Here is a 23040-nt window from a genome sequence, read left to right as displayed (position 1 = left end):
CTAAGACCATGATTTTTATTATTTCCACAGATGTCTTTGCCGGGTGACAGGCCTCGACGTCAGCCGTAGGTTGTCACGCAGCCAGCAACAAAGCTCAGGGTGGATTGTGTTCGGGAAATTGTTCGGAGGCGGGTCGAAGGCGTCGGCGTATCAAGCTGGGCAAGAGCTTTTTCAGCGGGGCATGGAAGCCGCCAGTCAGTATCGTACTGCCGAGGCCATCCGGCTTTATTCCAGTTCCTTTGAAGCGAACCCCAACCCTGCGCCGCTGATCAATCGCGCGAAGCTCTATCGCTGGAGGCTTCTGTTTGCTGAAGCGATACGGGATCTCGAGCTGGCGCAGCGTCTCGACAAACAGCAAGGCAACGAATTCTCCATCCCGATCGGAATCGAACTCGAGGAGTGCAGGTTTCTCGCGCAGAACCGCTTTAACGGTCAGCGCGACCTCTTCGTAGCCGATCTGAAAGACAAGGGGTTCGATTACGTAGCCGAAAGGCTGGCCGACACGATTTTCAAGGGCGAAGGATTTCTGCTCGGCTATCACGTCATGAACGAGGTCGATAACGTCAAGAAATTTGAAAACATTGCAGATTTTCCGTTCGTCAAAAATCTGATCGAGAACGATCTGCGGGATCACAGCATAATCGATAAGATTTTGGCCGAGCGAGATGGGCAAGAGGCCTTTGAGGCCAGCGGAAAGCTCTTTCAGATGATGCTCTGTGTCTATGACTATCCGGACATGGCGAAGCTTCGCGACCTGATGGTCCAGAAAATCTGGACACTCATGAACAGCCCGCACTGATTTCCAAGACGTTCCTCGTTCGCAGCTCGTCGAGGCAGGAAGCATCCGCACTTCCTCGCTAACCATGTTCCCGGTTGCAGATCCAGGCGTCGATGTCCTCCTGGGCCCAGGCAACTGCATAACCACCTAGCTGGACCGGCTTGGGGAACTTTCCTTCAGCCATCCAACGGTAGATTGTCGAGCGGCCGAGACCGACCCGGTATTGCACTTCCTTGAGTCGGATGAGGCGCGTCACGCGCCTCGGCTCTGGCGCCGCCTGCATTTCGGTTTCAGTCATGGCGACCTCCCAATGAGGCAGCATAGATGTCGCCCAGCAGCGCATCCTTGCGTTCCAATTCGTCGATGTGATCGGCAAGAAGCCGCGCCACGCGGTGCGCAGTACCCTTGCCCCACCGCGGCTTCACGTCGTGCACCTGGTTCCCGAGAACGCGTTCGAGCGCCGCTGGCAGCTCGCAGATGAGTTCTGTCAAACGGCGTTCAAAAGGGACCCCCGATCGGCGTCGAAGAGGGACCCCCTTTTCAGATAATATGATGCTGGTTTGTTGAAGATGGCCTTGCGCTGCGTGCGGCGGAGGGCGGGCGTAGCCCGACCGGAGGCGCGCGCAGCGCAAGATAGATTTTTGAAGGCGCCGAAGGTGGCTGTCAGCTGCGGTTTTTGAAGCGCCAGCTGTCGTTGCCCGTCTCGACGATATCGCAGTGGTGGGTGACGCGGTCGAGCAGCGCCGTGGTCATCTTGGGATCGCCGAACACGGTCGGCCATTCGCCGAAGGCGAGGTTCGTGGTGATGATGACGCTGGTCCGCTCATAAAGCTTGCTGATGAGGTGGAACAGCAACTGCCCTCCCGAGCGGGCGAACGGCAGATAACCGAGCTCGTCGAGAACGATCAGGTCGAGCCGCGACAGCTGCGCCGCCAGGGTCCCGCCTTTGCCGATCCGGGTCTCCTCTTCGAGGCGTGTCACCAGATCGACGGTGTTGAAGTAGCGGGCGCGAGCGCCCCTTCGCACGACATTGGCGGTGATCGCGATGGCGAGGTGGGTCTTGCCTGTCCCCGTGCCGCCGACCAGCACGATATTGCGGCGAGGCGGGAGGAAGGAGCCATCGTGAAGGGAGCGGATCATCTCCTCATTGATCGGTGTGCCCTCGAAGCTGAACCGCTCCAGGTCCTTCACCACGGGCAGCCTCGCAGCCGTCATCCGATAGCGGATGGAGGCTGCATCCCGGTGGGTCGCCTCAGCACGGAGCAGGTCGGTCAGTATCTCCATGGTGGTGCGCTTGCGCTGGAGGCCGGTGGTGACCGCCTCGTCGAACGCCGCCGCCATGCCCTTGAGTCCGAGGCCGCGCATCGTGTCGATCATATCATGCCGCTGCATCATAGCCTCGCAGCAGATCATAGCGGGCACAGTCGGCGAGCGGAGGATGCTGCAGCATCCGGTCTTCCGAAGTGACGATGCTGTGGGGTGTCGCCGGCTCGCGGCGCCGGGAGAGGATGTTGAGGATCAGCTCGTCGCTGGCCGTTCCGTTCGCCAACGCTTCGCGCACGGCAGCCTCTACCGGCTCCAGGCCATCGGTGAGCACCGCCGAGAGGACCCGCACGAACCTGCGATCGGCCTCGTCCCCGGTGCCGAGCCTTCGCCGTAATCGGTGCAGGGCGGGCGGCAGATCCCAGTCCTGGAACGGTGCGCCGTTACGCAGCGCGCCGGGCTTGTGCGCGAGGACCGGCAGATAATGCCAGGGATCGTATATCGTGCGGTTCCGACCGAAGTGGCGCTCATGCTCCCCGACGATCGCATCGCCGCAGCGTATGACGATGCGATCGGCATAGGAGCGCACCTGAACGGTCCGGCGTGCGGCCGTCGACATGACCGAGTAGCGGTTGCGATCGAAGCTGATGAGGCAGGTGCCGGTGACGGCATGCTCGCTCTCATGGAAGCCGTCGAACGGTGCCAGGATCGGCTGCAGGGCCGGTCGCTCCATATCCAGCGCCTCGGCGACGGTAATATCCCCGCGTTCGGGATGGGCATGATGCTCGGCCCAGCGCCGGCACTCGGCCTCCAGCCACCCGTTGAGCTCGGCCAGGCTGGCGAACCGGAGCCGCGGCTGGAAGAAGCGGCCTCGGATTGTCTGGACCTGCTGCTCGACCTGGCCCTTCTCCCATCCCGCCGCCGGCGAGCAGGCGGTCGGCTCGACCATGTAATGATCGGTCATGATCAGGAAGCGGCGGTTGAACACACGCTCCTTGCCGGTGAACACGGCCGTCACCGCCGTCTTCATATTATCGTAGATACCGCGTCGCGGCACACCGCCGAAGAACGCGAACGCCCGGGCATGGGCATCGAACAGCATCTCCTGGCCCTCGCGCGGATAGGCCCGGACATAGGGTGCGCGCGAGTCGCAGAGACGCATATGCGCCACCTTCACCCGCATCGGCTTGCCGGCGATCTCCACATCCTCGTGGCTCCAGTCGAACTGGTAGGCCTCACCCGGCTGGAAGGTCATCGGGATGAACGCCGGTGCGCCTTCGCCAGCATCCTTCCGCCGCGCAGCACGCCAGCGCGCCGCATAGCGGCGCACCGCATCATAGGATCCATCGAACCCCTCGCGCACCAGCAGGTCATGGATACGCGTCATCCGTAGCCGATCGCGGCGGCCGCGACCTTCGTTCTCCTCAAGCAGCGCATCGAGACGATCCTGATAAGGACCGATCCGCGGCAGCGGCTGGACTTTGCGCTGATAGTTGAACGCCGCCTCCGGCGACCGGATCGCTTTGCGGACGACCTTCCGCGACAAACGAAGGTCACGAGCGATCGCCTTGATCGCCTTACCCGCTGCATGCTCACGCCGAATCCGAACCACTGTCTCCACGATCAACATCCCGTTCTCGCCAACTGATCAAAACCAGTCGGCCGACTAAATCCCCGGGATGAAGGGGTCCTTTTTGCACGCCGATCACCCCACGAAGGGGGTGCCTATTGCACGCTGATCCTCAGCCGCGAACGGCATTGCTGTCGCCGTGGGCCAAGCCGCGTTCAATCGCGTCCGGATTCCAGAGGCCGCTTTCATTCAGCATGGTGGAGGCCGTAGCCCGAAGACCATGGGCGGTGACTTCGTCCTTCGTGAAGCCCATTCGTCGGAAAGCAGCATTCAAAGTGTTCTCACTCATCGGGCGGACGGAGGCGCGTGCTGACGGAAACACATATCCTTCGGTGCCGACCATCTCGGCAAGTTCCTTGAGATATCCGACTACCTGTTTGGACAACGGCACGGCATGAGGGCGGCGCGCCTTCATCTTTCCCTCTGGGATGCGCCAGACGCCTTCTTCTAGGTCGATCTCTTTCCAATCGGCATGCCGCAGTTCGCCAGGACGTACAAAGACATGGGGTGCGATGAGCAGGGCGTACCGGGTGATGAAGTTGCCAGTGTAGTCCTGGATTGCGCGCAGCAGTCCACCGAGATCCTTCGGCTCAAGGATCGCTGCATAGTGCTTTGCCTTGGGCGTTATCAGCGCCCCACGAAGCATGCTCGTTGGGTCGCCTTTGCAGCGCGTCGTAGCGACCCCATAGCGGAACACGCGGCTCGCAAAGGACCGGGTCTTTTTGGCGGTCTCGTGCTTCCCCTTCGCCTCGAGGCGCTTGAGGGGAGCCAGCACTTCGAACGGCTCAATCTCGTCGATCGGACGGCTGCCGATGGCGGCCGTCAGCTGGTCGAGGAAGAAGTTGGCCTTGATGATGGTCGCATCCGCGCGACCATTCTGCACCATCATCTCATCGATGTACTCGCGTGCCACCGCTTCGAATGTCTGGGCGGAAAGGAATTCCGAACGGATCTTCTGCTTGCGCTTCTCCATCGCCGGGTCACCGCCCGCCGCGACTTTGACCCGCGCCTCATAGGCCGCTTGGCGTGCGTCCTTGATATTGATTTCGGGATAGGAGCCGATCGAGAGCTTCTTTTCAATGGTGCCGATTCGATAGCGGAATCGCCAGAGTTTTCCGCCCGATGGGGACACCTCGATGTACAATCCGCGGTCGTCGGCGACCTTGTACGGTTTGTCCTTTGGCTTGAGTGCGCGAAGCCGGGTTTCGGTCAGAGGCATGTGTGGGCCTTTTCCCAATGTGGTTTTCGCAAAGGCCCGTAAAAGGCCCGCAAAAATGTGCGGAACCCCCGAGAAAAGGCGGGACGATCCGGCACGATCCAAGGGCCAATTCCCTTGGATTTCTGCGGGTTTAATACACTTGCTGGGTTCTTCTGAGAAGAACAAATGGTGCCCAGAAGAGGACTCAAAAGCGGCCTATTCCGGCGCAGAAAACCGCCATTTCTTGAGAGTCGTCACAGGACGATACCATGCTCGATACCTTGGGACTTTTTGTCGGGATGGTGTGAGTCCCCAAGCCTCCAAAATCATGTGCGTCGGTATGTGATTCGACGAGGCTATGTTGGACAGGCGGATACCGCTTACGCCGTTTCAGGAAATTCTTGAAACTTTCACTATTTGAAAGTATCTGGAATTTTATGAGCACGCTTGCTGATCAGGTTACACAATCAAGACTTGCTGATCGTATCTTCGACGAGGACCAGCTTCGTGAGCTTTTGGGCGGCAGCGATGCCCGTCGCTATGCCCTGGTTCATAGGGCGCTGAAGGACGGTTCGTTGATCCGTCTCAAACGGGCTACCTATATGCTCGGTCGGCGCACCAGCAACGACGCCGTCCATCCCTTTGCCGTGGCGCAGGCGCTCCTGCCGGGCAGCTATATCTCCTTTGAAACAGCCCTTGCCTATCATGGCTGGATTCCAGAGGCCGTCTTCACCACGGCAAGCGTTTCACCGGGCCGCAAGACGATCAGCCATAATACGCCGTCCTTCGGGCAATTCAGCTTTCATCCGCTGGCGCTCCAAGAATACCAATTCCTAACAAGCGTCGAACGTGAAAAATTCGGCAAGCTCACGGCATTTGTCGCACAGCCTTTACGGGCACTGATCGATCTTGTCGCTTTGCGCAAAGAGCAATGGTCTGGCCTGGACTGGCTCACCCAGGGTATGCGTATCGACGAGGACCGGCTGCGTTCGCTCAGGCGCAAGGATTTCTCCGCGCTCCGGCCCGTTTACAGACACAAGGCCGCCAACGCGTTCCTCCATTCACTCGAAGAGGCCATTCTGACGATCGAAGGTCCGGCCAAAGGACGTCCTGCGGATGATTGAAATTATTCAGGAGAAGCTCCGCCAATATGGAGCGACCAACGCGGTCGAGGAAGAGAATGCGACCAAGGAGATCGTGCAGGAGATCGCCCTGTACGGGCTCTGGCGTGGCGATTTTTTCGACGTCGCTCTTTTTCAGGGTGGCACCAGCCTGCGCATTCTGCACCGCCTGCCAAGATTTTCTGAAGACCTCGATTTCATGCTCCGGTCACCGAACCCCGAGTTCGACTGGGCTCCCTATCTCAAAATTCTGGTCGAGGTATTCGCCCAGTTCGGGTTGAAGCTCGATGCCCAGCCCAAGGAGAGGATGGACAGGGCGGTTCGGGAAGCCGTGCTCAAGGATGAGTCCATCGCGAGTCAGCTCGATCTGACCTTCGCGGGCACCGGACGTCGCCGGACGATCAAGATCAAGCTCGAGATCGACACCAATCCGCCGCCCGGATCCGGCGAAGCCAGCACCTTTCTCGATTTCCCCGCCGACTACGAGGTGCGGCATCAGGATCTGTCATCCAACTTCGCGCTGAAAATCCACGCACTTCTTTGCCGAGGCTATCTGAAGGGCAGGGATTGGTATGATTTTTCTTGGTATGTCGCGAACGGGGTGTCTCCCAATCTGATGCATCTCGAGGCCGCCCTCTTCCAGGCAGGCCCATGGGCGGGGCAGGAAGATCTCCAGATCGACATGACATGGCTGGAGGACACGCTTCGGCACAACATAGCTGCTGTCGACTGGAAGGCCGCTGCAGACGATGTCAGGCGCTTTCTGCGCCCAGCGGAGGCGAAATCGCTGGAATTATGGAGCGACCGCTTCTTCCTCGCTAAGCTTGGGAAGATGGCGGCGGCGTGACTTGTCCATTCAGAACTGTGGATCAGCGTTGGTTTGATATCCTTGTGTTGACTGTTTCCATGCCGCCTTCGTGAGAGAACTGTCGTTTTCTCAGTCAAACCGCAACCGACCATAGCCGGTCGTCGCCCACCTACGCTTGAATGACTGGTGATGCGCTGAAACCCGCCCTTCGTTGGCGATCAAGCAGCTAGGCTGCTACGCGCCATGCCGGACGTTAAGTTTCGCGCGCCAGCCCTGAAAGCGGACGCTACTGCATGAAGCAACGACAGCTCACCCATGCCCGTGTCGATGATGCAAATCGGGATAATGCGGATGGCCGTGGACGAGACGGTTGTGGGCATGGCCATGAACATGCGGCTCGCCGCGCGGCTCGCCAGGACCGTGGGCATGCTGATGATGCTCGTCGTGGACATGGGCATGGGTATGCGCCAGCGGCTCATGGAGATGTTCGTGATCATGGCGTTCGACCAGATGGAGCCATAGCCCGATACCCATCAGCACTGCGGCCACGCCGAGTTGGATCGTCACCGCCTCGCCGAACAACAGCAGCGCCAGCAAAGCGCCGATGAACGGCGCGGTCGAGAAATACGCCCCTGTACGCGCGGTGCCAAGGAAGCGGAGCGCCAGCACGAACAACACGAGGCTGACGCCGTAACCCAGGAATCCGACGACCCCGGCGGCGAGCGTCAGCGAGAGCTCCGGCAGACGCGCACCGAGCGCGACTGCAAGGATCAGATTGACCGCGCCCGCCGCCAGACCCTTAACCATCGCGATCTGGACGGGATCGGAGCCGCTGACCTTGCGGGTGAGGTTGTTGTCGACCCCCCAGGCGAGACAGGCACCGGCAATCGCGAGCGCGCCAAGACCCAGGCCACTGAATCCCGCCCCCGCACCGGAGCCACCCTGCCACGATAGGATGACCGCGCCGGCAAGGATCGTCAGCGCTCCGAGCATCAATCGACGATCGACATTCTCGCGGAACACGGCCCAGGCGATCGCCATCGTCGCTAGCCCTTCGAGATTGAGGAGCAGCGCAGCCGAGGATGCGGGCGTGGTGGTCAAGCCGATCATGAGCAGCAGCGGTCCCGCGACGCCGCCAAACAGGATGACCAAGGCCATCCAGCCCCAATCGCGTCTGGCCAGCGGCGCTTCGCTTGTCGGCCGCCCGATCGCGCGCCGGCCCAGCGTGACGATGGCGAGACCGATGCCCGAGCCCAGATAGAGCAGCCCCGCCAGCAGCCACGGGCTGACCCCGCCGCCAAGCAGTGCCTTGGCGAGCGGCGTGCTCGCCCCGAACAGCGCCGCCGAACCGATGGCAAGCGGGGCGCCCGGCCAGGCGACCCAGGATCGAACGGACATCATCACACTCCCGCCGGGGCCGGCGCCGACTCGGATGGTCGGGCGACGCGCCAATGCACCAGCCGGTATAGCGCAGGCAGCACCAGCAACGTCAGCAGCGTCGAGGAGACGATGCCGCCGATAACCACGGTGGCGAGCGGCCGCTGCACCTCCGCACCCGCGCCGACATTGAACGCCATCGGCACGAACCCGAGGCTTGCGACCAGCGCGGTCATCAGCACCGGCCGCAACCGAGTCAGCGCGCCTTCGCGGATCGCGTTGTCGAGCGGACGGCCCTCGGCGATCAACGAGCGGATGAAGCTGAGCATCACGACGCCGTTGAGCACCGCTACGCCCGAGAGCGCGATGAACCCGACCCCGGCCGAGATCGACAACGGCAGCCCGCGGATCAGCAATGCCGCGACCCCGCCGGTCAGCGCCAGCGGCACGCCCGAGAACACGATCGCCGCGTCCTTGACCGAACGGAACAGCCAAAACAGCAGCCCGAAGATCAGCAGCAGCGCCGCGGGCACCACCAGCCGCAGCCGCTCCGCCGCCGAAATGAGCTGCTCGAATGTGCCGCCATAGCTGACCCAATAGCCGGCGGGCAGTTCGACCTCGGCATCCACTTTCTCGCGCAGTTCGGTGACGAACGAGCCGAGATCGCGGCCGCGGACATTTGCGGTGACGACCACACGGCGCTTGCCATCCTCGCGGCTGATCTGGTTGGGGCCGGTGACGACCTCGACCTTGGCCACATCCTCCAGCGGCACGAACCCGCGTGGACCCGTGCCGCCGGCCGGGAGCGGTATCCGCAACCGGCCGATCTCATCGACATTGCGCCGGATATCTTCGGGCAGCCGCACGATGACGGCGAACCGGCGGTCGCCCTCGAAGATCTGGCCTGCCTGCCTGCCACCGATCGAGACGGCGACGACATCCTGCACGTCACCGACATTGAGTCCGAGGCGAGCGAGCGCCGCGCGATCAGGTGTGATCTGGAGCACTGGAAGCCCTGTCACCTGCTCGACGCTCACATCCGCTGCGCCGGGGATGCCCCCCACGACGCCTTCGATTGCCTGGCCCGCGGCAAGCAGTTCGTCGAGATCATCGCCGAACACCTTGACCGCGACATCGGCGCGCACGCCCGACAGCAACTCGTTGAACCGCATCTGGATCGGCTGGGTGAACTCGTAATTATTGCCGGGGATCGTGAGTGCTGCCGCGTGCATCTCGGCGACGAGCTGCGCGCGTGGCTTCCTCGGGTCGGGCCAGTCCTTGCGATCCTTGAGCATGACAAAGGTGTCGGCGACCGAGGGCGGCATCGGATCGGTCGCGACCTCGGCGGTGCCGATCTTGGCGACGATCCGCTCGACCTCGGGGAAGCGTTTGAGTCTGGCTTCCAGCGCGCGCTGCATCTGCACCGCTTGGCTCAGACTTGTGCCGGGGATGCGCAGCGCGTGAAGCGCGATGTCGCCTTCGTCGAGATTGGGCACGAACTCAGACCCCATCCGGCTTGCCCCGAACCCGGCGAGCGCGACCAGCGCGACCGCGCCGATGACGAGCATTGTGCGCAGGCGCAGCGCCGTATCGAGCGCGGGCGCGTAAAGCCAGCGGGCGCCGCGCATCAGCCGGCTGTCCTTCTCCTCGATCCGGCCGGTGACGAACATCGCCACCGCTGCCGGCACGAAGGTCAGCGACAGGACCAGCGCCGCGGTGAGGGCGATGACCACGGTGATCGCCATCGGATGGAACATCTTCCCCTCGACGCCGGTGAGCGCGAAGATCGGCACATAGACCAGGGTGATGATGAGCACGCCGAACAGCGACGGCCGGATCACCTCGCTCGCCGCCGTGGCGGTCAGTGCGAACCGCTCCTCGCGGTCAAGCAGACGCCCGAGCCGATGCTGCGCCTCACCGAACCGGCGCAGGCAGTTCTCGACGATGATCACCGCACCATCGACGATCAGGCCGAAGTCCAGGGCGCCAAGGCTCATCAGATTGCCCGATACCCGGGTCTGCACCATGCCGGTGATGGTCAGTAGCATCGAGAAGGGAATGATCGCGGCGGTGATCAGCGCGGCGCGGATATTGCCGAGCAGCAGGAACAGCACGACAATCACCAGCAGGGCGCCTTCGAGCAGGTTCTTCTCGACCGTCGAGATCGCCCGCTCGACCAGTTCGGTGCGGTCGTAGATCGGGGACGCGATCACCCCCGCCGGCAGTGCTCTGGCGGCCACTTGGAGCCGTTCGGCTGCTGCGCGGGCGACGATCCGGCTGTTCTCGCCGGCAAGCATGAACACGGTGCCCAGCACGACCTCCTGGCCGTCCTCCGTCGCCGCGCCCGTGCGCAGTTCCTCGCCCATGCCGACATCGGCGATATCGGCGATGCGGATCGGCACGCCGCCACGATTGGTGACGATGATCGATTTGAGATCGTCGATATCGGCGGCCTGGCCCGGCACGCGGATCAGATATTGCTCGCCATAGCGTTCGACATAGCCGGCACCGACATTGGCGTTGTTCTTGCCCAGCGCCTCGACCACGTCGTTCATGGTAAGGCCGTAGGACGACAGCCGATCGGGCAGCGGCGTCACATGATATTGCCGCTCGAACCCGCCGATCGAGTTGACCTCGGTGACGCCGGGCGTGTTACGGAGCTGGGGGCGGATCACCCAGTCCTGCAGGGTGCGGAGATCTTCGGGCGTGTAGGCGGTGCCGTCGGGCTTGCGTGCGTTCGGCCTGGCCTCCAGCGTATACATGAAGATCTCGCCGAGGCCGGTGGCGATCGGACCCATTTCGGGCGTGGCGCCTTCGGGCAATTGATTGCGCGCGGTCTGGAGCCGTTCGTTGACGAGCTGGCGCGCGAAATAGATGTCGGTGCCGTCGGCGAACACCGCCGTCACCTGGCTCAGCCCATAGCGCGAGACCGAGCGGGTATATTGCAGCCCCGGCAGGCCGGCGATCGCCGTCTCGACCGGGAAGGTGACGCGCTGCTCGGCTTCCAGCGGCGAAAAGCCGGCGGCTTCGGTGTTGATCTGGACCTGGACGTTGGTGATGTCGGGGGTGGCGTCGATCGGCAGGCGCTGGAAGCTCCAGATGCCGAGCGCGGCCGAGGCGAGGACGAACGTCAGCACCAGCCAGCGCAGCCGGATCGAGCTCGCGATGACGCGCTCGAGAATGCCAGGACGCTCGGTGGGTCGATCAATGGTCATGGCTGGCCCCCGACTTCTCGATGTCGGCGCGGATCAGGAAGGCGCCGTCGACGACATATTCGGTGCCCGGTTCGAGACCGCCCAGCACCTCGGTCCATTCGGGCGTGCGCCGCCCAAGCTCCAGCATCCGCACTTCATAGGTGTTACCGACCTTGGCGAAGACCACGGTGAAGTCGCGGAAACGCTGGAGCGCCTTGGTGCGGACCGCGAGGGCGACCGGCGCCTGAGCGACGGCGAACGAACCCTCGACCCCCATGCCCGGCCGGAAATCGCGAGCGGCGGAGGGCGGCAGATGGACATGCGCCATCAGCGTCTGACTGGCGAGATCGGCGGTCGGCAGGATCGCCTCGACCTTGCCCGACAACCGCGCCTCGCCGGAGAGGCTGCGCAATGCGACGGACTGGCCGACCCGCACGCGCTCGGCGTCGCGGGGATAGACGAAGAACTCGGCATGGAGCTGGGTCGGATCGGCGATCACGAACAGCGCACGATCGCCGGTGACGTCGCCGACATTGGCGTTCTTCTCGACGATGATCCCGCTGATCGGCGCCGGAATTGCGTAAGTCTGCAGGGAGTGGCTCGATTCGACGCGGAGCAGGGTCTGTCCCTTGCGCACCGCCTGGCCGAGCTGACCCGACATCCAGACGATCTGTCCGGGCAGGCGGGCGCGGACATCGGCCTTGCCCTCGGGCGTGATTTCGACCCGGCCGGCCATATCGATCAGCTCGCTTACGGTCGCCGGACCCGCAACCTCGGTCTTGACCCCGCCCGCCTGGGCAGCGGCGACCGAGATGGTCGTGCGCCCCTCATAGGAGGCATAGGACCAGTTGTGGGTCCGCCCCCCTTCGACCGCGTGAACCTTCACGTCGAACGAGTGCGGTTCATGCACGACGCCGTTGCCCAGCAGATAATCCTCGCGGGGAGCGAAGGCGAAGCGATCGGCTTTGCCGCCGAGCCGGCCCAGCTCGACGCTGAGCTGGACTTCGCCGGGCGGCACGGGCTTGTCCTTGCGATAGGCATAGACGTGGAACTCGGGTTCGACGCCGTCCTCGAAGATGGTCATCTCGACCGCGAAATCGCCGTCGCGCAGCATCCGGCCACGATGCGGGCCGCGCTCATACTCGGCGGCCGCTGCGGCGGGCTCGCCGGAGGCTTCGGGAGGCGCTTCGCCACAGGCGGTAAGCAGGGTGCAGGCAAGGATTGCCGCGGTCAGGCGGCGCTTGGGCAATCGGAACATCAGCGGTTCTCCACGCTGGCGATGAGGGAAGCGTGGCGACCACCGAGACGGTCGAGGCGCACGCCGTCGAGATGGAAGCGGCGGAGGAGGTCGATCCGGCGCGTGCGCGCGTCGATCACGGCGCGCTGGGCTTCGGCGACTTCGAAGTAGGTGAAGGCGGTGCCGCCGCGGTTGAAGCCGTCGCGGACCATCACCACCGCCCGCTCGGCGCTCGGCAGCACCTCGGCATCGATGCGGGCAATCTCGGCGGCGATCGACGCGCGCGATGCGGTCAGCCGGTCGGCCTCGCGCTTCTGGTCGATCCGGGCCACGGCGATCTCGGCCTCGGCGGCGAGCCGGTCGGCCTGGGCGCGTTCGACATTGGCGCGATTGGCTTGCCGCCCGCCGAGCGGGATCGACCCGCCGACGACCAGCGCCACCTCATTGCCCTGCCCGAAATGCCGCACCCCGGCGCGAACGGTCGGATCGGTGACCCCGCGCGCTTCCTCCAGCCGGATGCGCGCCTCGGCGGTGTCGCGCTCCGCCGTCAGCAGCGCGAGGTCGGGCATGGTGTCACCGGGGGGAGCGCCGGGATCGAGACGCCCGAATGCCGCGGTATCGAGCGCGAAATCATCGCCACCACCCCAGTAGGATGCGAGGTTCGCGCGGGCGATACGGGCAGCCTCGATGGCCTGGTCGCTGGCGATCCGCGCCTGTGCCACCGCCGTTCGCGCACGCTCGCCGGCGAACAGCGGATCGAGCGCGCGTCCGACGCGCCTGCCGACATCGCGCTCCACACGCTCGGCGAGTGCGAGCCGGTCTTCGGCGACCATGATAGCCGCCTGCGTCGCCTGTGCCTCGACCCAGGCAGCCTGAACCTGCGCGAGCAGATCGAGCGTGCGCAGCCGTCCACGCTGCTGCGCGAGGCTCAGTTCGGACTGCGCGACGCCGGTCCGCGCCTCGCGCTTGCCGCCGCGCTCCCAGGTTCGCTCATAATAAAGCGTGGCCTGCGAGCGATCGACCGGCGAATAGGGACCGGTGCCGGCGAAGTCCTCGAGATCTACCCCGATCACGGGACGCGGCCCCACATCGGCCTGGCGGACGCCGGCCTCCGCGGCGGTTACGCGGGCGGCGCTTGCCGGACCGGTCGGATCGCGGGCAGCCGCGCGTGCCAGTGCGTCCGAAAGGGTCAAGTCCTGCGCGCTGGCAATATCGCCGGCGAACAGAGCGATCAGCGCCGCGCCGATCGCCAGCGCGCGCCGGGAGCGCGCCGGAAGGCGCGCGTCGATAGATTGAAACATGGCAAAGGGGTCTCACGAGCAGGCGTGGCACGATAACCGCGCCCGGCAAGCGGACGCGGCGGCTTAGACGCTGATCGTGTTGTGTTTGGGAGGTCGCTCGGGACCGTAGGTCGAAAGGCCGGGCGGTGCCCGGTCGCGCCTTAGGTCATGCCGGTCTGCGCCGAGATCGGATTTCGCCGTCTCGGCCGCGGCCAATGCCGGCAGGCCCGAACCGCTGTCGCCATGATGATGGTGGCTCGGTCCCGGCTGATGATCGGGGTTCGCGCCATTGTCCTGATCATCCGTGCCAGCATGATCATCATGATGGTCGTCGGCATCATAAGCGATGTCGCTGAACGGCAGGTGCGTGTGGTCCGCCGGACCGCCCGGCTGGTGCTGGATACGATCGACGATGCGGGTTGCCGACGCGCCGGCGAACGCAAGCGCGAGCGCGACGCAGAGCATTGCGCACATCCGCTTCAGCGAGAATCGGGCAGACCTATCCACGACGAGCAGTCCTATCGACAGCCTTCCAGTGAGGCAAGGAAGGGTTCCGAACCGGCGCGCCGCAGGTTGGGCGCCCCATGACGCCGAAGGATCGCCATGTCAGCCGGCCGTCAGCGCAGGGAAGCGGCGGCTCGCCGCGCTCCAGTCGACCGCCTTCATATAGGCATCGACATAGGCTGCGGCCTTGGCGCCATAATCCATCGCATAGGCGTGCTCATACATGTCGAGCGCGAGGATCGGCGTGCCACCGGCGAGCGTCATCGTGTGGTCGGCCGCCCATTGATTGACCAGGCACTTGTCGCGATGGCTCCAGGTCAGCAGCACCCAGCCCGAGCCGCCGCCGAGCGCCTTCCCAATGCCGGCGAATTCGGCCGCCCAGCGATCGAAGCTGCCGAAACTCTGTTCGATCGTCTGCGCCAGCGGTGCGCTCGGCGCGGACGGATTGCCGAACCCGGAGAAATACAGCTCGTGCAGGATCATCGAATTCCACGCGATCAACTCTTCGCGCTTGAGCCCGTTGATCGTGAACACCGGCGCCGTCGCCGGATCGAGCGCCGCGAACTGCGTCGTGATCGCGCCGAGCCGCTTCACCGCGCCGACATAATTGTTGTCGTGGTGGCTCACGAGCAGCTTCTCGGACAGGCCTGTGATCAATGCCGGATTGAACGGCAGCGGCTGCGGCGTGAAGCTGCGCGCAGCAACAGGCGTCGCTGCGGCGGCGGCGTCACCGGCGAGGCCGGTCATTGCCCCGACTCCAAGGGTTGCGCCGACGGCAAGCAGGCTGCGGCGATCGATGCTGGGCTCGGACATGGTTTACTCCTGTGGGATCATTGAGTGAGGCCTGTAAGATAGAGCAGCACGCCTGCCGCCGAAGTCGCGGCGAGCGTCGGGATGGCACCCACCTTAAAGCGGAGCATCGCCAGAATCGCCGCCGCCGAGAGCAGCAGTGCCCAGAGATCGACGCTCGCGAGCACCGGCATTTCGAACCGGACCGGTCCTGCCGCGAATGGCTGTACCTGGCGAAAGATGGTGTGGATCGCGAACCAGATCGCGAGGTTGAGGATCACGCCGACCACCGCCGCCGTGATCGCCGATAGCGCGCCCGCGACCGCGGCATTGCCGCGCAGCCGCTCGACGAACGGCGCACCAAGGAAGATCCAAAGGAAGCAGGGGATGAAGGTGACCCAGGTCGCGAGCAGCCCGCCGAGCGTGCCCGCAAGCAGCGGATGCAGCATGCCGGGATCGCGATAGGCGCCCATAAATCCGACGAACTGGAGCACCATGATCAACGGCCCGGGCGTCGTCTCGGCCATGCCGAGGCCGTCGAGCATCTCACCGGGCTGGAGCCAGTGATAGGATTGCACCGCTTCCAGCGCGACATAGGCGAGCACCGCATAGGCCCCGCCGAAGGTCACCAGCGCCATCGTCGAGAAGAACGTCGCGATCTGGCTGAACACATCGTCCGGCCCCAGCCAGGCGATCAGCACCGCAACCGGGATCAACCACAGCGCCAGCCAGACCGCCGCTGTCCGGAACGCCTCGCGCGGCGTCACCTGGGCGTGAGCAGGCAATTCCCCACCAAGCAGGGTCTCGCCATCCTCGACGATCACGCCCTTGGATGTGCCGTGGCCTCCGCCGACCTTGAACACCGCAAGGTCCGCACGTCCTCCGAAATAGCCGATCAGCCCCGCCGCCAACACGATGATCGGGAACGGCACGCCGACGAAGAAGATCAGCACGAAAGCGGCGGCGGCCACCACCAGCATGACGTTGTTCTTGAGCGCCCGCGAGCTGATCCGCACCACGGCCTGGAGCACGATCGCCAGCACTGCCGCCTTCAGCCCGAAGAACAATGCCGAGACGATGCCGAGCTTGCCGTAGATCGCGTAGATCCAGCTTAGCGCCATGATCGAGACGACGCCGGGCAGGATGAACAGTCCGCCCGCGATGATCCCGCCGCGGGTCTTGTGCAGGAGCCAGCCGATATAGGTGGCGAGCTGCTGCGCCTCGGGACCGGGGAGCAGCATGCAATAGTTGAGCGCGTGCAGGAACCGGTGCTCGCCGATCCAGCGCTTCTCCTCGACCAGCACGCGGTGCATCATCGCGATCTGGCCGGCGGGGCCGCCGAACGACAGCGCCGCGATCCGCAGCCACACCCAGAAGGCCTCGCCGATCGAGACCTCGGCGGGACGCGACCGTGCGGGCGCCAATTCCGGGGCCAGCGCTTCCGCGCCACTCATGCCCGCACCCGCGACTTGGCGGGCTTGTGCGATGTCCAGTCGTGTGTCTCGTCGGTCGCATCGCGACACCAGCGATAGAGCGCGTCATAGACCGCTATGCCGGCATCAAGCTGTTCGAGATCGTCCGGATACATGCGCGATAGACCCAGCGAGATGGCGAGCAGGCCAGCCGCCTCGGGCACGAGATTGGGGCGTCCGGTGTCGGCGCCGCGGACGATAGCCGCCAGCCGCGCGAGCCCGTCGACGGCGCCCAGCCCGAACCCTTCGACCATAACGTCGAAGGTGCAAAGCTCCCCGTCATGCGTCCAGCGCACCGCCGCATCCTCGATATCGAACGGTGTCGCGCCCATCCGCGCGGCAACGCCCGCCACCTCCGGCGCGGGTACGAACAGGAACATCGCGTGCGGATCGACGAACCGGCGGATCAGCCAGGGGCAGGCGATCCGATCGACCTTGGGCCGCGCGCGGGTCACCCACAACGTGCGGCCTGCGGCATCGCGCGGCGGCACCGCGGCAGTGTCCAATAGCGGGTGGCCGGAGCCGACCCAGCCGATCACGCCACCGTCGAGCACATCGGCGTCGGCGCCAGCCTGACGCAGCCAGGCGGCCGCTCCGTGACCGGCCGCGCCGCCATCGTTGCACACGACGATGACCGACGCGTCGCCAAAATCTGGCGCCCAATCAGGGATGCTGGTGAAGGCGCGGCGAACCGCGCCGGGGATCAGCCGCGGCTCGGCGTCGAACTCGGCATCGTTGCGGATGTCGATCATCGCGGGGGACCGGGGTGTACCGAGCAGGCGGACAAGCTTATCGGCGGCAATCGCATTTATTGCAGGCATAATGCGTCCTCAAATGGTTGGGACGCGATGCTTCAGCCTGTCGCCTCATGGGGAGATCGCAAACCCCCATACGCCGCACAAGCCAGATTGCGCGCGAGTCTGTCAAGTATTGAAGGTGACGCAGCCTCGCATCACACGCTGCCTCCAACGCTACGACCTCAAATAAGCCGCCCCCGGCTGGCACCCACCTTCGCCCGTCATGAAACAGCGGCGAAGGAATCGGGATTTGGATGAGCTTGAGCGGCAGCTTTCCGACGCTCCCCATGATGGCGGCGGGGGCGGCTCGGCCCGGTGCTGGGTCCCGGCATATATCGAGTGTCCGCTCTTGCCGAAAACCGGCAGTGCCCGACGGACTTGTGAACGGCAGATTTGTCTCAATGTCGACCGTTTGACCGGCTGACTGGACAAGCTGAAAGGATGTCAGCCTTGGATTAGCCGCTGCGGGAATGGAACGGCGTGGGTTGAGCGCGAAGCTGCCTCAAGCTTTGCCTGGCCGGATGACCTCGGACGTCGGCGCACATCCTCGGATTTCATGCAGAAGAGGACTCGAAAAGATGATATTATCATTTGTAAATCAATTAGTTATGCATGAATATGCAAGACCGTACCATAACCGATACCCTGGGACTTTTTCATACGGTAGTTCGAGTCCCAAAGGAGCCGATAATTGGCTTTTTCCGTTGTGATTCGCGGGGTCCAAAGGGCCGCTCGATCTCCCCGATCAAAGCCGGTCTGCATGCAGTTTTGAGCGGGTCGGAATTCGTGACGGTGCCTGGGCGCCTTCGCAATATCTAATCGCGCAGACATACCACTGGTGATGCACGGCAGATTGGAACTGCCCTATCCAGCCAATTGGAAGTCAACGCGGCATCGATTGGAAATGAGTGACGCAGGCTCGAAGGCTGGTGCGGTCATTTTGCCGGTTCTGGCGTTCGAGAGCGGCTAGCGCTCGACCAGTCGCTTGATGCATCGGTAGGGGATGAATGTGGATCGTCCGATCTTGATGGTTTCGATCTCACCGGATTGGATAAGCTCATAGAGAGTCGAACGGCCGATACCGGTCAACTTGACCGCCGTTTTGATCCGCACGGTGAGCGGTTCCATCGGCAGCGCGTCCTGCTCGGCTATCGCCTCGAGCGCTCGCTTTCGACGCTCGTCCTCGCTCAGCCCGCGGGTCATGACCTGACCCGCGAACGAGCGAAGCTGCGGTCGCTTTCGAGAAAAGCCGTCAGCATCGCGGGGATAAGTTCTGCGACCGGTTCTTCCCGCCCATAAGCCGCGGCGTAAAGTGCGGCATAATCCTGCAACATCTGATGCAGGTCAGGCGTGATGGTGATCGGCAGCTTGATCGGTGTCCTGTCCGGCAGCTTGGGAAGTTTGAGTTCCGGCATGGTCTTTTCCTAATCGCGCCACGGCGCGAGTATGAGGTCGCGGTGCACGATGAGCCGTACCGGCGCGCCCGGCCGGATGGTGATCGTCGGCTGGATCTGGAGATTGCGGGAGGTGATCTGGTCGCCAGCGCGCGAGACGTTCTGCTGCGTCGATTCCCGGATTGCCCGGACGAGATCGCTCTCGCCCGAGAAGGTGAGATTGGCGCCCACGCCGAGCAGGGTTGAGATCGCGACCCCCTTGAGCAGCGTCCAGGTGTGAAAGTCGACCTTATCGGCAAGGCCCGCGTAGCCGGACGGATCGGCGGCCGACACATTGTCGAGCCGGATCGAACTGCCGTCGGGCATAATGATCCGCTGCCAGACGATCAGTGCCCGCTTCTGCCCGAAGGCCACCACGCTGTCATAACTGCCGATCAGCCGCGCACCCTGCGGGATGAGCAGAATCCTTCCGGTCGCGCTGTCGAATACGCGCTCGGTCACCTGGGCGATGACAAGACCCGGCAGGTCGGATCGCAGGCCTGTGATCAGGCTCGCGGCGATGACGCTGCCGGCCGACAGCATGTCGGGCGACGCGGGCGGGCTGAGACGGCCGGCGTTGACGTCGCTGCCGTTGTCGCGCGCAGCGACGAAGTCGGCTTTACGCTGCTGCGCATTGGGATCGCGATCGGGATCGATGGCGAGCTTTGCGGCGTCGGCTGCGGCCGGGGGCGAGGTTTGAGGCGCTTCCGCATTGACCGCCGGACTGTCACGATTGCCGGCCTGCACGAGCAGACCTGATTCCCGCGCCGCCCTCAACTCCGCGGCCCGTCGATCGCGTTCGGTAGCCGCTGCCTGATTGGCGCGAGCAGCTTCCCCTCCGTTAGTGTCCGTCGCCATTGCCCGCTGGTGGTCGAGGATCGGTCGACCCAGATCGCCCGGCAGGGCGGGACCGAGTTTCGGCACGTCAGCGTAGCTGCCGGGAAGCGCGCCGAGCGTATCGGCGGGCGGCTTGGCTGCAATCGTCTGGTCGTCGGCCTGACCTGCCAGATGCAACGCGGCGGGCCGCAACGCGATCCAGGCAGTCGCGACCAGACCGGCAGACCCGAGCGCCGCGATCCCGACGATGGCTCCGCGCTTGAACCTGATCGCCCGGACTGGTTGGGCACGCAGTGCGAGCGTTTCCGGGTCCACCTTGACCTGTGCGGCGCGGACGTCAGTCTCCGGCCGACCCTCCTCGCCACTCATGATCCCCTCCGCACCCGTGCGCCGTCCGCTACCCGGCTGATGCGGACGATCTGCTGATGCTTCGTACCGAGGCGAAGTTCGGCTACGTCGAAGATGCGGTCGACCACATAGAAGCGGCCCTTCACCCGATAGTTGACGAGTTGGGCCTCACCTTTGCGGTCCAGCAGGAAGATCGGCGGCGCCTCGCCCACGCCGAGCGTCGCGGGGAACTCGATGAAGGTCTGCCGCCCGTCATCGAATGCGCGCAGCGGTCGCCAGGCGGGCTTGTCGCCCGACACGGCGTAATTGAAATGAAGCTGATCGACGTCGATGCCGGCCGCGACCGGCTGCGCCGCCTGCGCCTCCGCGGCGGCGCGCTTCAAAGCGATCAGGGCATCCTGCGGATAGGTCCATGACAGCGCGGCCATCGCCGTCTTGGAGACGCTGGTCAGCGCGATGTGATAGCTGCGCCGGTCGGTGGTGATCACGAGATTGGTGGCGAGGCCGGCGCTGAACGGCTTGACCAGCACATGCGTCCGCTTCTCGGTGCCCGATCCGCTGGTGGTATCGCCGATCACCCAGCGTACCGTGTCGCCGCTCGCCACGGCCACGAGCGTCTCGCCGGCCTGGAGCGCGATGTCCGTCACCCGCTCGGGCGCGGTGATGACATGGTAGATCGCGCCGTCCGCGAACGGATATACCTGCACGGCATTCAGGAACCCCTGCGCGGCCGGCTCCATCGTCGCGAGACGGTTAGCGGTCGCGACGGTCGCCTGGCGCGCCGTGCCGCTGGACTGGAGCGACGCCCAGGCAGGTTGTGCGGCGAGGGAAAGGCAGGGCGCAAGCAGCATTGGTGCCGTAAGGGAGCGGATCATGGCTGTGTCTCCGTTTTGACGGGGGGTTGGGCAGCGAGGTTCGGATCGAGCGGTGAACCGAGCGGGAGATTGCTCGGCGGTGATGGCGTCCGCGGCACGGCGGTCGTCGCTGGGGCCTCGAGTTCGCGGCTCCAGTCGATGGCATCGACGTAGATCCCAAGGGGGTTTTTGCGGAGCGTGTCGGCCGAAACTGGGGGTTTCGTGACGATGGTCAGAATGCCGGTCCAGTGCGATGATCCCGCCTCGCTGCCACGCTCGTAGGCGGTTTCGGTCCACTTCACCTGGAACGACCGGTCGGATGCGCGGACCACGCTGGTCACCTGGACCGAGACCGTCCGTTCGCCGATCCCGGCGAAGGGATCGGCCGCGCGGGCATAGTCGTCCAGAAAGCGAGCGCCGCGATCAGTCACGAAGCCATAGGCTGACAGCCAGTCGCGGCGCATCAGCACCGGATCGAGCGAGATACCGCGAACATTTTCGATGAACTTCGCGAGATGCCACGCGACCTGCGGATCGGTGGGTTTGTATCCCGCTTCCGCTTCGGTCACTGCCCGGGCTTCCCCGAGGCGATCGACCTCGACGACATAGGGCGTGACCCGGCTCTGGAGCGACTGCCAGATGAGCGCGCCCGACATGGCGCAGGTAAGCGTCAGCGTGCCGAACGCCATCAACCGCCAGTTGCGGGCCTGAACGCGGGCCGACCCGATGCGCTCGTCCCAGAGCTGGCCGGCGCGTTGATAGGGCGTTTCGGGCTGGGGTGTCCGTCCATAGCGCTGAACGGCGCGCTTGAAGATCATCAGTCGTCCCTTTCCTTGATGTCGGGAGTGGCGGAGGCGCCACCGCGGTCGCCCTGCTGGAGCGTGTGCAATGCGATTTGGCGGTGGTGGCGAGCGTTCTGCTGGGCGCGCATCGACCGCGCCCACCCGGGCGCTCCGTCGGCAGCTTCGCCGGCGCTATTGGACGACGAGCCCGGCGTTCGATTGAGTGCGGACCATGCCGCGTTGCGGCCTCGCTCGGCGGCGGCACCCAAGCCGAAGGTGCTTTCCATCTTCTGTGCGGCGGCGCCCTTGGCTGCGGCAGCCATGCCGCCGATGCTCGAGCCGCCGGTCTCGCGGCCGAGCTGCGCCGCGGTCGAGGCGGCTGAGCCCATCGATGTTCCGGCGCGGATCGCGCCGAGCCCGGCGCCGCCGATCGCACGCGCCGCACCGACCGTGGCGCCGCCCGCGAGCATGGTGACGCCCGCCGCGCCAACGGCCGTACCGAGCGCGGCGCCGGCGCCGAGCTGGGGAGCGCCTGCAACCAAACCCGATGCGATGCCAGGACCGAAAATCCCGAGGCCGAACAGCGAGAGCGCGCCGAGCGCCAGGCTCATCGCTGCGCCGAGATCGGGCTCCTGCCCCTGCATGGAGGTCGTGAACTCGGCGAAGAAATTGGAGCCGATGCCGACGATGACCGCGAGCACCATCACCTTGATGCCCGACGAGACGACATTGCCGAGTACGCGCTCCGCCAGGAAGCTCGTCCGGTTCCACAGCGCGAAGGGCACGAGGATGAACCCGGCCAGCGAGGTCAATTTGAACTCGATGATCGTGACGAACATCTGCACGGCGAGGATGAAGAAGGCGAGGATGACGATCGCCCAGGCGAACAGGAGCACCATGATCGTCAGGAAATTCTCGAAGAAGCTGACGAACCCCATCATGCTCGATGCCTGCTCAAGCAGCGGCCAAGCAGCCGAAAAGCCGGTCGAGGCGACGCGGCCGGGCCTCAGCAGGTCATCCGCCGACAGGGTGCCGCCACCGGCGGTGAGCCCAGCCTGCGCGAACGATTTGAAGATAATGTCGGCGAGCGTCGAGAAGCTGTTCAGGATGAACGCGAAGGCGCCGATATAGAGGATCTTCTTGAGGAAGCGGCCGATGACATTGTCGTCGCCGCCCATCGCCCAGAAAAGTCCGGCAAGCGTGATGTCGATGCCGATCAGCGTGACGGTCAAGAAGTGGACGTCGCCGCCCAGGAGGCCGAACCCGCTGTCGATATAGCGGATGAAGGCCTGCATGAACCGGTCGATGACGCTGAGATCGTTCACATGACTCTTCCGA

At 64.4% G+C, this 23040-nt stretch carries 22 protein-coding genes; 3 read left to right on the top strand and 19 right to left on the bottom strand.

Translation table 11 applies throughout. From position 1 onward, the window contains the following. Positions 1-43 precede the first annotated feature (43 nt). A complete protein-coding gene (locus tag CJD35_RS05405) occupies positions 44-799 on the top strand; it encodes a hypothetical protein (protein ID WP_157742281.1) in 756 nt (251 codons plus the stop codon). A gap of 58 nt (positions 800-857) precedes the next feature. Here the strand turns inward: CJD35_RS05405 and CJD35_RS05400 are convergent, their stop codons facing one another. The 5 genes from CJD35_RS05400 to CJD35_RS05380 all read right to left on the bottom strand — a co-directional run bounded on the left by CJD35_RS05400 (position 858) and on the right by CJD35_RS05380 (position 4890). After that, positions 858-1076, bottom strand: coding sequence for a helix-turn-helix transcriptional regulator (locus CJD35_RS05400; RefSeq protein WP_095686879.1), 219 nt, complete (start codon positions 1074-1076; stop codon positions 858-860). Beyond that, complete coding sequence (locus tag CJD35_RS05395) at positions 1069-1269, bottom strand: hypothetical protein (RefSeq protein ID WP_244917219.1); 201 nt, start codon at positions 1267-1269, stop codon at positions 1069-1071. The genes CJD35_RS05400 and CJD35_RS05395 overlap by 8 nt, the downstream gene beginning before the upstream one ends. Before the next feature lie 172 nt (positions 1270-1441). After that, positions 1442-2170: an IS21-like element helper ATPase IstB gene (gene istB, locus CJD35_RS05390; RefSeq protein WP_031304487.1), complete on the bottom strand. Its 729-nt coding sequence runs from the start codon at positions 2168-2170 to the stop codon at positions 1442-1444. Further along, positions 2157-3671 carry an IS21 family transposase gene (istA, locus tag CJD35_RS05385; protein WP_021238707.1) on the bottom strand — a complete coding sequence of 505 codons (1515 nt, stop codon included), beginning with the start codon at positions 3669-3671 and terminating at the stop codon, positions 2157-2159. The genes istB and istA overlap by 14 nt, the downstream gene beginning before the upstream one ends. A 112-nt stretch (positions 3672-3783) precedes the next feature. After that, complete coding sequence (locus tag CJD35_RS05380) at positions 3784-4890, bottom strand: tyrosine-type recombinase/integrase (protein ID WP_244917218.1); 1107 nt, start codon at positions 4888-4890, stop codon at positions 3784-3786. 416 nt (positions 4891-5306) lie between these two features. Between CJD35_RS05380 and CJD35_RS05375 the strand changes: the two genes are divergently transcribed. Continuing rightward, entirely contained in the window at positions 5307-5993 is a 687-nt protein-coding gene (locus CJD35_RS05375) for a type IV toxin-antitoxin system AbiEi family antitoxin domain-containing protein (protein WP_095686878.1), read from the top strand. Next, a complete protein-coding gene (locus CJD35_RS05370; RefSeq protein WP_095686877.1) occupies positions 5986-6837 on the top strand; it encodes a nucleotidyl transferase AbiEii/AbiGii toxin family protein in 852 nt (283 codons plus the stop codon). Before CJD35_RS05375 ends, CJD35_RS05370 begins: the two co-directional genes overlap by 8 nt. Positions 6838-7107: 270 nt before the next feature. On the opposite strand, the gene CJD35_RS05365 is transcribed toward CJD35_RS05370, so the two are convergent. The 14 genes from CJD35_RS05365 to trbL all read right to left on the bottom strand — a co-directional run bounded on the left by CJD35_RS05365 (position 7108) and on the right by trbL (position 23027). Beyond that, complete coding sequence (locus CJD35_RS05365; protein ID WP_157742330.1) at positions 7108-8196, bottom strand: DMT family transporter; 1089 nt, start codon at positions 8194-8196, stop codon at positions 7108-7110. A 2-nt stretch (positions 8197-8198) separates the two neighbouring features. Then, positions 8199-11390, bottom strand: a complete 3192-nt coding sequence (locus tag CJD35_RS05360) for an efflux RND transporter permease subunit (RefSeq protein ID WP_095686875.1) — start codon at positions 11388-11390, stop codon at positions 8199-8201. After that, complete coding sequence (locus CJD35_RS05355; RefSeq protein WP_095686874.1) at positions 11380-12627, bottom strand: efflux RND transporter periplasmic adaptor subunit; 1248 nt, start codon at positions 12625-12627, stop codon at positions 11380-11382. The genes CJD35_RS05360 and CJD35_RS05355 overlap by 11 nt, the downstream gene beginning before the upstream one ends. Continuing rightward, positions 12627-13907, bottom strand: coding sequence for a TolC family protein (locus tag CJD35_RS05350; protein ID WP_095686873.1), 1281 nt, complete (start codon positions 13905-13907; stop codon positions 12627-12629). Before CJD35_RS05350 ends, CJD35_RS05355 begins: the two co-directional genes overlap by 1 nt. 63 nt (positions 13908-13970) lie before the next feature. Next, positions 13971-14393 carry a hypothetical protein gene (locus tag CJD35_RS05345; RefSeq protein ID WP_157742280.1) on the bottom strand — a complete coding sequence of 141 codons (423 nt, stop codon included), beginning with the start codon at positions 14391-14393 and terminating at the stop codon, positions 13971-13973. 99 nt (positions 14394-14492) lie between these two features. Next, entirely contained in the window at positions 14493-15203 is a 711-nt protein-coding gene (locus CJD35_RS05340; protein ID WP_095686871.1) for a superoxide dismutase, read from the bottom strand. Between the two features lie 17 nt (positions 15204-15220). After that, positions 15221-16633 (bottom strand): chromate efflux transporter, encoded by a 1413-nt coding sequence (chrA, locus tag CJD35_RS05335; RefSeq protein ID WP_095686870.1) that lies wholly within the window; start codon positions 16631-16633, stop codon positions 15221-15223. After that, on the bottom strand, positions 16630-17472 hold the full coding sequence (locus CJD35_RS05330) for a chromate resistance protein ChrB domain-containing protein (protein WP_095686869.1): 843 nt from the start codon (positions 17470-17472) through the stop codon (positions 16630-16632). Before CJD35_RS05330 ends, chrA begins: the two co-directional genes overlap by 4 nt. Positions 17473-18414: 942 nt before the next feature. Beyond that, complete coding sequence (locus CJD35_RS05325; RefSeq protein WP_167383137.1) at positions 18415-18651, bottom strand: helix-turn-helix domain-containing protein; 237 nt, start codon at positions 18649-18651, stop codon at positions 18415-18417. Continuing rightward, positions 18648-18863: a DUF2274 domain-containing protein gene (locus tag CJD35_RS05320; RefSeq protein ID WP_095686868.1), complete on the bottom strand. Its 216-nt coding sequence runs from the start codon at positions 18861-18863 to the stop codon at positions 18648-18650. Before CJD35_RS05320 ends, CJD35_RS05325 begins: the two co-directional genes overlap by 4 nt. A gap of 9 nt (positions 18864-18872) precedes the next feature. Then, positions 18873-20087 (bottom strand): TraB/TrbI/VirB10 family type IV secretion system protein, encoded by a 1215-nt coding sequence (locus tag CJD35_RS05315; protein WP_095686867.1) that lies wholly within the window; start codon positions 20085-20087, stop codon positions 18873-18875. Then, entirely contained in the window at positions 20084-20941 is an 858-nt protein-coding gene (gene trbG, locus CJD35_RS05310; RefSeq protein ID WP_095686866.1) for a P-type conjugative transfer protein TrbG, read from the bottom strand. Before trbG ends, CJD35_RS05315 begins: the two co-directional genes overlap by 4 nt. Further along, complete coding sequence (trbF, locus tag CJD35_RS05305) at positions 20938-21738, bottom strand: conjugal transfer protein TrbF (RefSeq protein ID WP_095686865.1); 801 nt, start codon at positions 21736-21738, stop codon at positions 20938-20940. The genes trbG and trbF overlap by 4 nt, the downstream gene beginning before the upstream one ends. Continuing rightward, positions 21738-23027 carry a P-type conjugative transfer protein TrbL gene (gene trbL, locus CJD35_RS05300; protein WP_095686864.1) on the bottom strand — a complete coding sequence of 430 codons (1290 nt, stop codon included), beginning with the start codon at positions 23025-23027 and terminating at the stop codon, positions 21738-21740. Before trbL ends, trbF begins: the two co-directional genes overlap by 1 nt. Positions 23028-23040: the final 13 nt, after the last annotated feature.

This window comes from Sphingobium xenophagum (assembly GCF_002288285.1).
Taxonomy (GTDB): Bacteria; Pseudomonadota; Alphaproteobacteria; order Sphingomonadales; family Sphingomonadaceae; genus Sphingobium; species Sphingobium xenophagum.
The sequence above is the reverse complement of the archived record's forward strand: the minus strand, read 5'-3'. Positions and strand labels throughout refer to the sequence as shown.

Coding starts and splice junctions, on each gene's coding strand:
- CJD35_RS05400 (WP_095686879.1), bottom strand. CDS start 1,076: ATGACTGAAACCGAAATGCAGGCGGCGCCAGAGCCGAGGCGCGTGACG.
- istB (WP_031304487.1), bottom strand. CDS start 2,170: ATGCAGCGGCATGATATGATCGACACGATGCGCGGCCTCGGACTCAAG.
- istA (WP_021238707.1), bottom strand. CDS start 3,671: ATGTTGATCGTGGAGACAGTGGTTCGGATTCGGCGTGAGCATGCAGCG.
- CJD35_RS05380 (WP_244917218.1), bottom strand. CDS start 4,890: ATGCCTCTGACCGAAACCCGGCTTCGCGCACTCAAGCCAAAGGACAAA.
- CJD35_RS05375 (WP_095686878.1), top strand. CDS start 5,307: ATGAGCACGCTTGCTGATCAGGTTACACAATCAAGACTTGCTGATCGT.
- CJD35_RS05370 (WP_095686877.1), top strand. CDS start 5,986: ATGATTGAAATTATTCAGGAGAAGCTCCGCCAATATGGAGCGACCAAC.
- CJD35_RS05365 (WP_157742330.1), bottom strand. CDS start 8,196: ATGTCCGTTCGATCCTGGGTCGCCTGGCCGGGCGCCCCGCTTGCCATC.
- CJD35_RS05360 (WP_095686875.1), bottom strand. CDS start 11,390: ATGACCATTGATCGACCCACCGAGCGTCCTGGCATTCTCGAGCGCGTC.
- CJD35_RS05355 (WP_095686874.1), bottom strand. CDS start 12,627: ATGTTCCGATTGCCCAAGCGCCGCCTGACCGCGGCAATCCTTGCCTGC.
- CJD35_RS05350 (WP_095686873.1), bottom strand. CDS start 13,907: ATGTTTCAATCTATCGACGCGCGCCTTCCGGCGCGCTCCCGGCGCGCG.
- CJD35_RS05340 (WP_095686871.1), bottom strand. CDS start 15,203: ATGTCCGAGCCCAGCATCGATCGCCGCAGCCTGCTTGCCGTCGGCGCA.
- chrA (WP_095686870.1), bottom strand. CDS start 16,633: ATGAGTGGCGCGGAAGCGCTGGCCCCGGAATTGGCGCCCGCACGGTCG.
- CJD35_RS05330 (WP_095686869.1), bottom strand. CDS start 17,472: ATGCCTGCAATAAATGCGATTGCCGCCGATAAGCTTGTCCGCCTGCTC.
- CJD35_RS05325 (WP_167383137.1), bottom strand. CDS start 18,651: ATGACCCGCGGGCTGAGCGAGGACGAGCGTCGAAAGCGAGCGCTCGAG.
- CJD35_RS05320 (WP_095686868.1), bottom strand. CDS start 18,863: ATGCCGGAACTCAAACTTCCCAAGCTGCCGGACAGGACACCGATCAAG.
- CJD35_RS05315 (WP_095686867.1), bottom strand. CDS start 20,087: ATGAGTGGCGAGGAGGGTCGGCCGGAGACTGACGTCCGCGCCGCACAG.
- trbG (WP_095686866.1), bottom strand. CDS start 20,941: ATGATCCGCTCCCTTACGGCACCAATGCTGCTTGCGCCCTGCCTTTCC.
- trbF (WP_095686865.1), bottom strand. CDS start 21,738: ATGATCTTCAAGCGCGCCGTTCAGCGCTATGGACGGACACCCCAGCCC.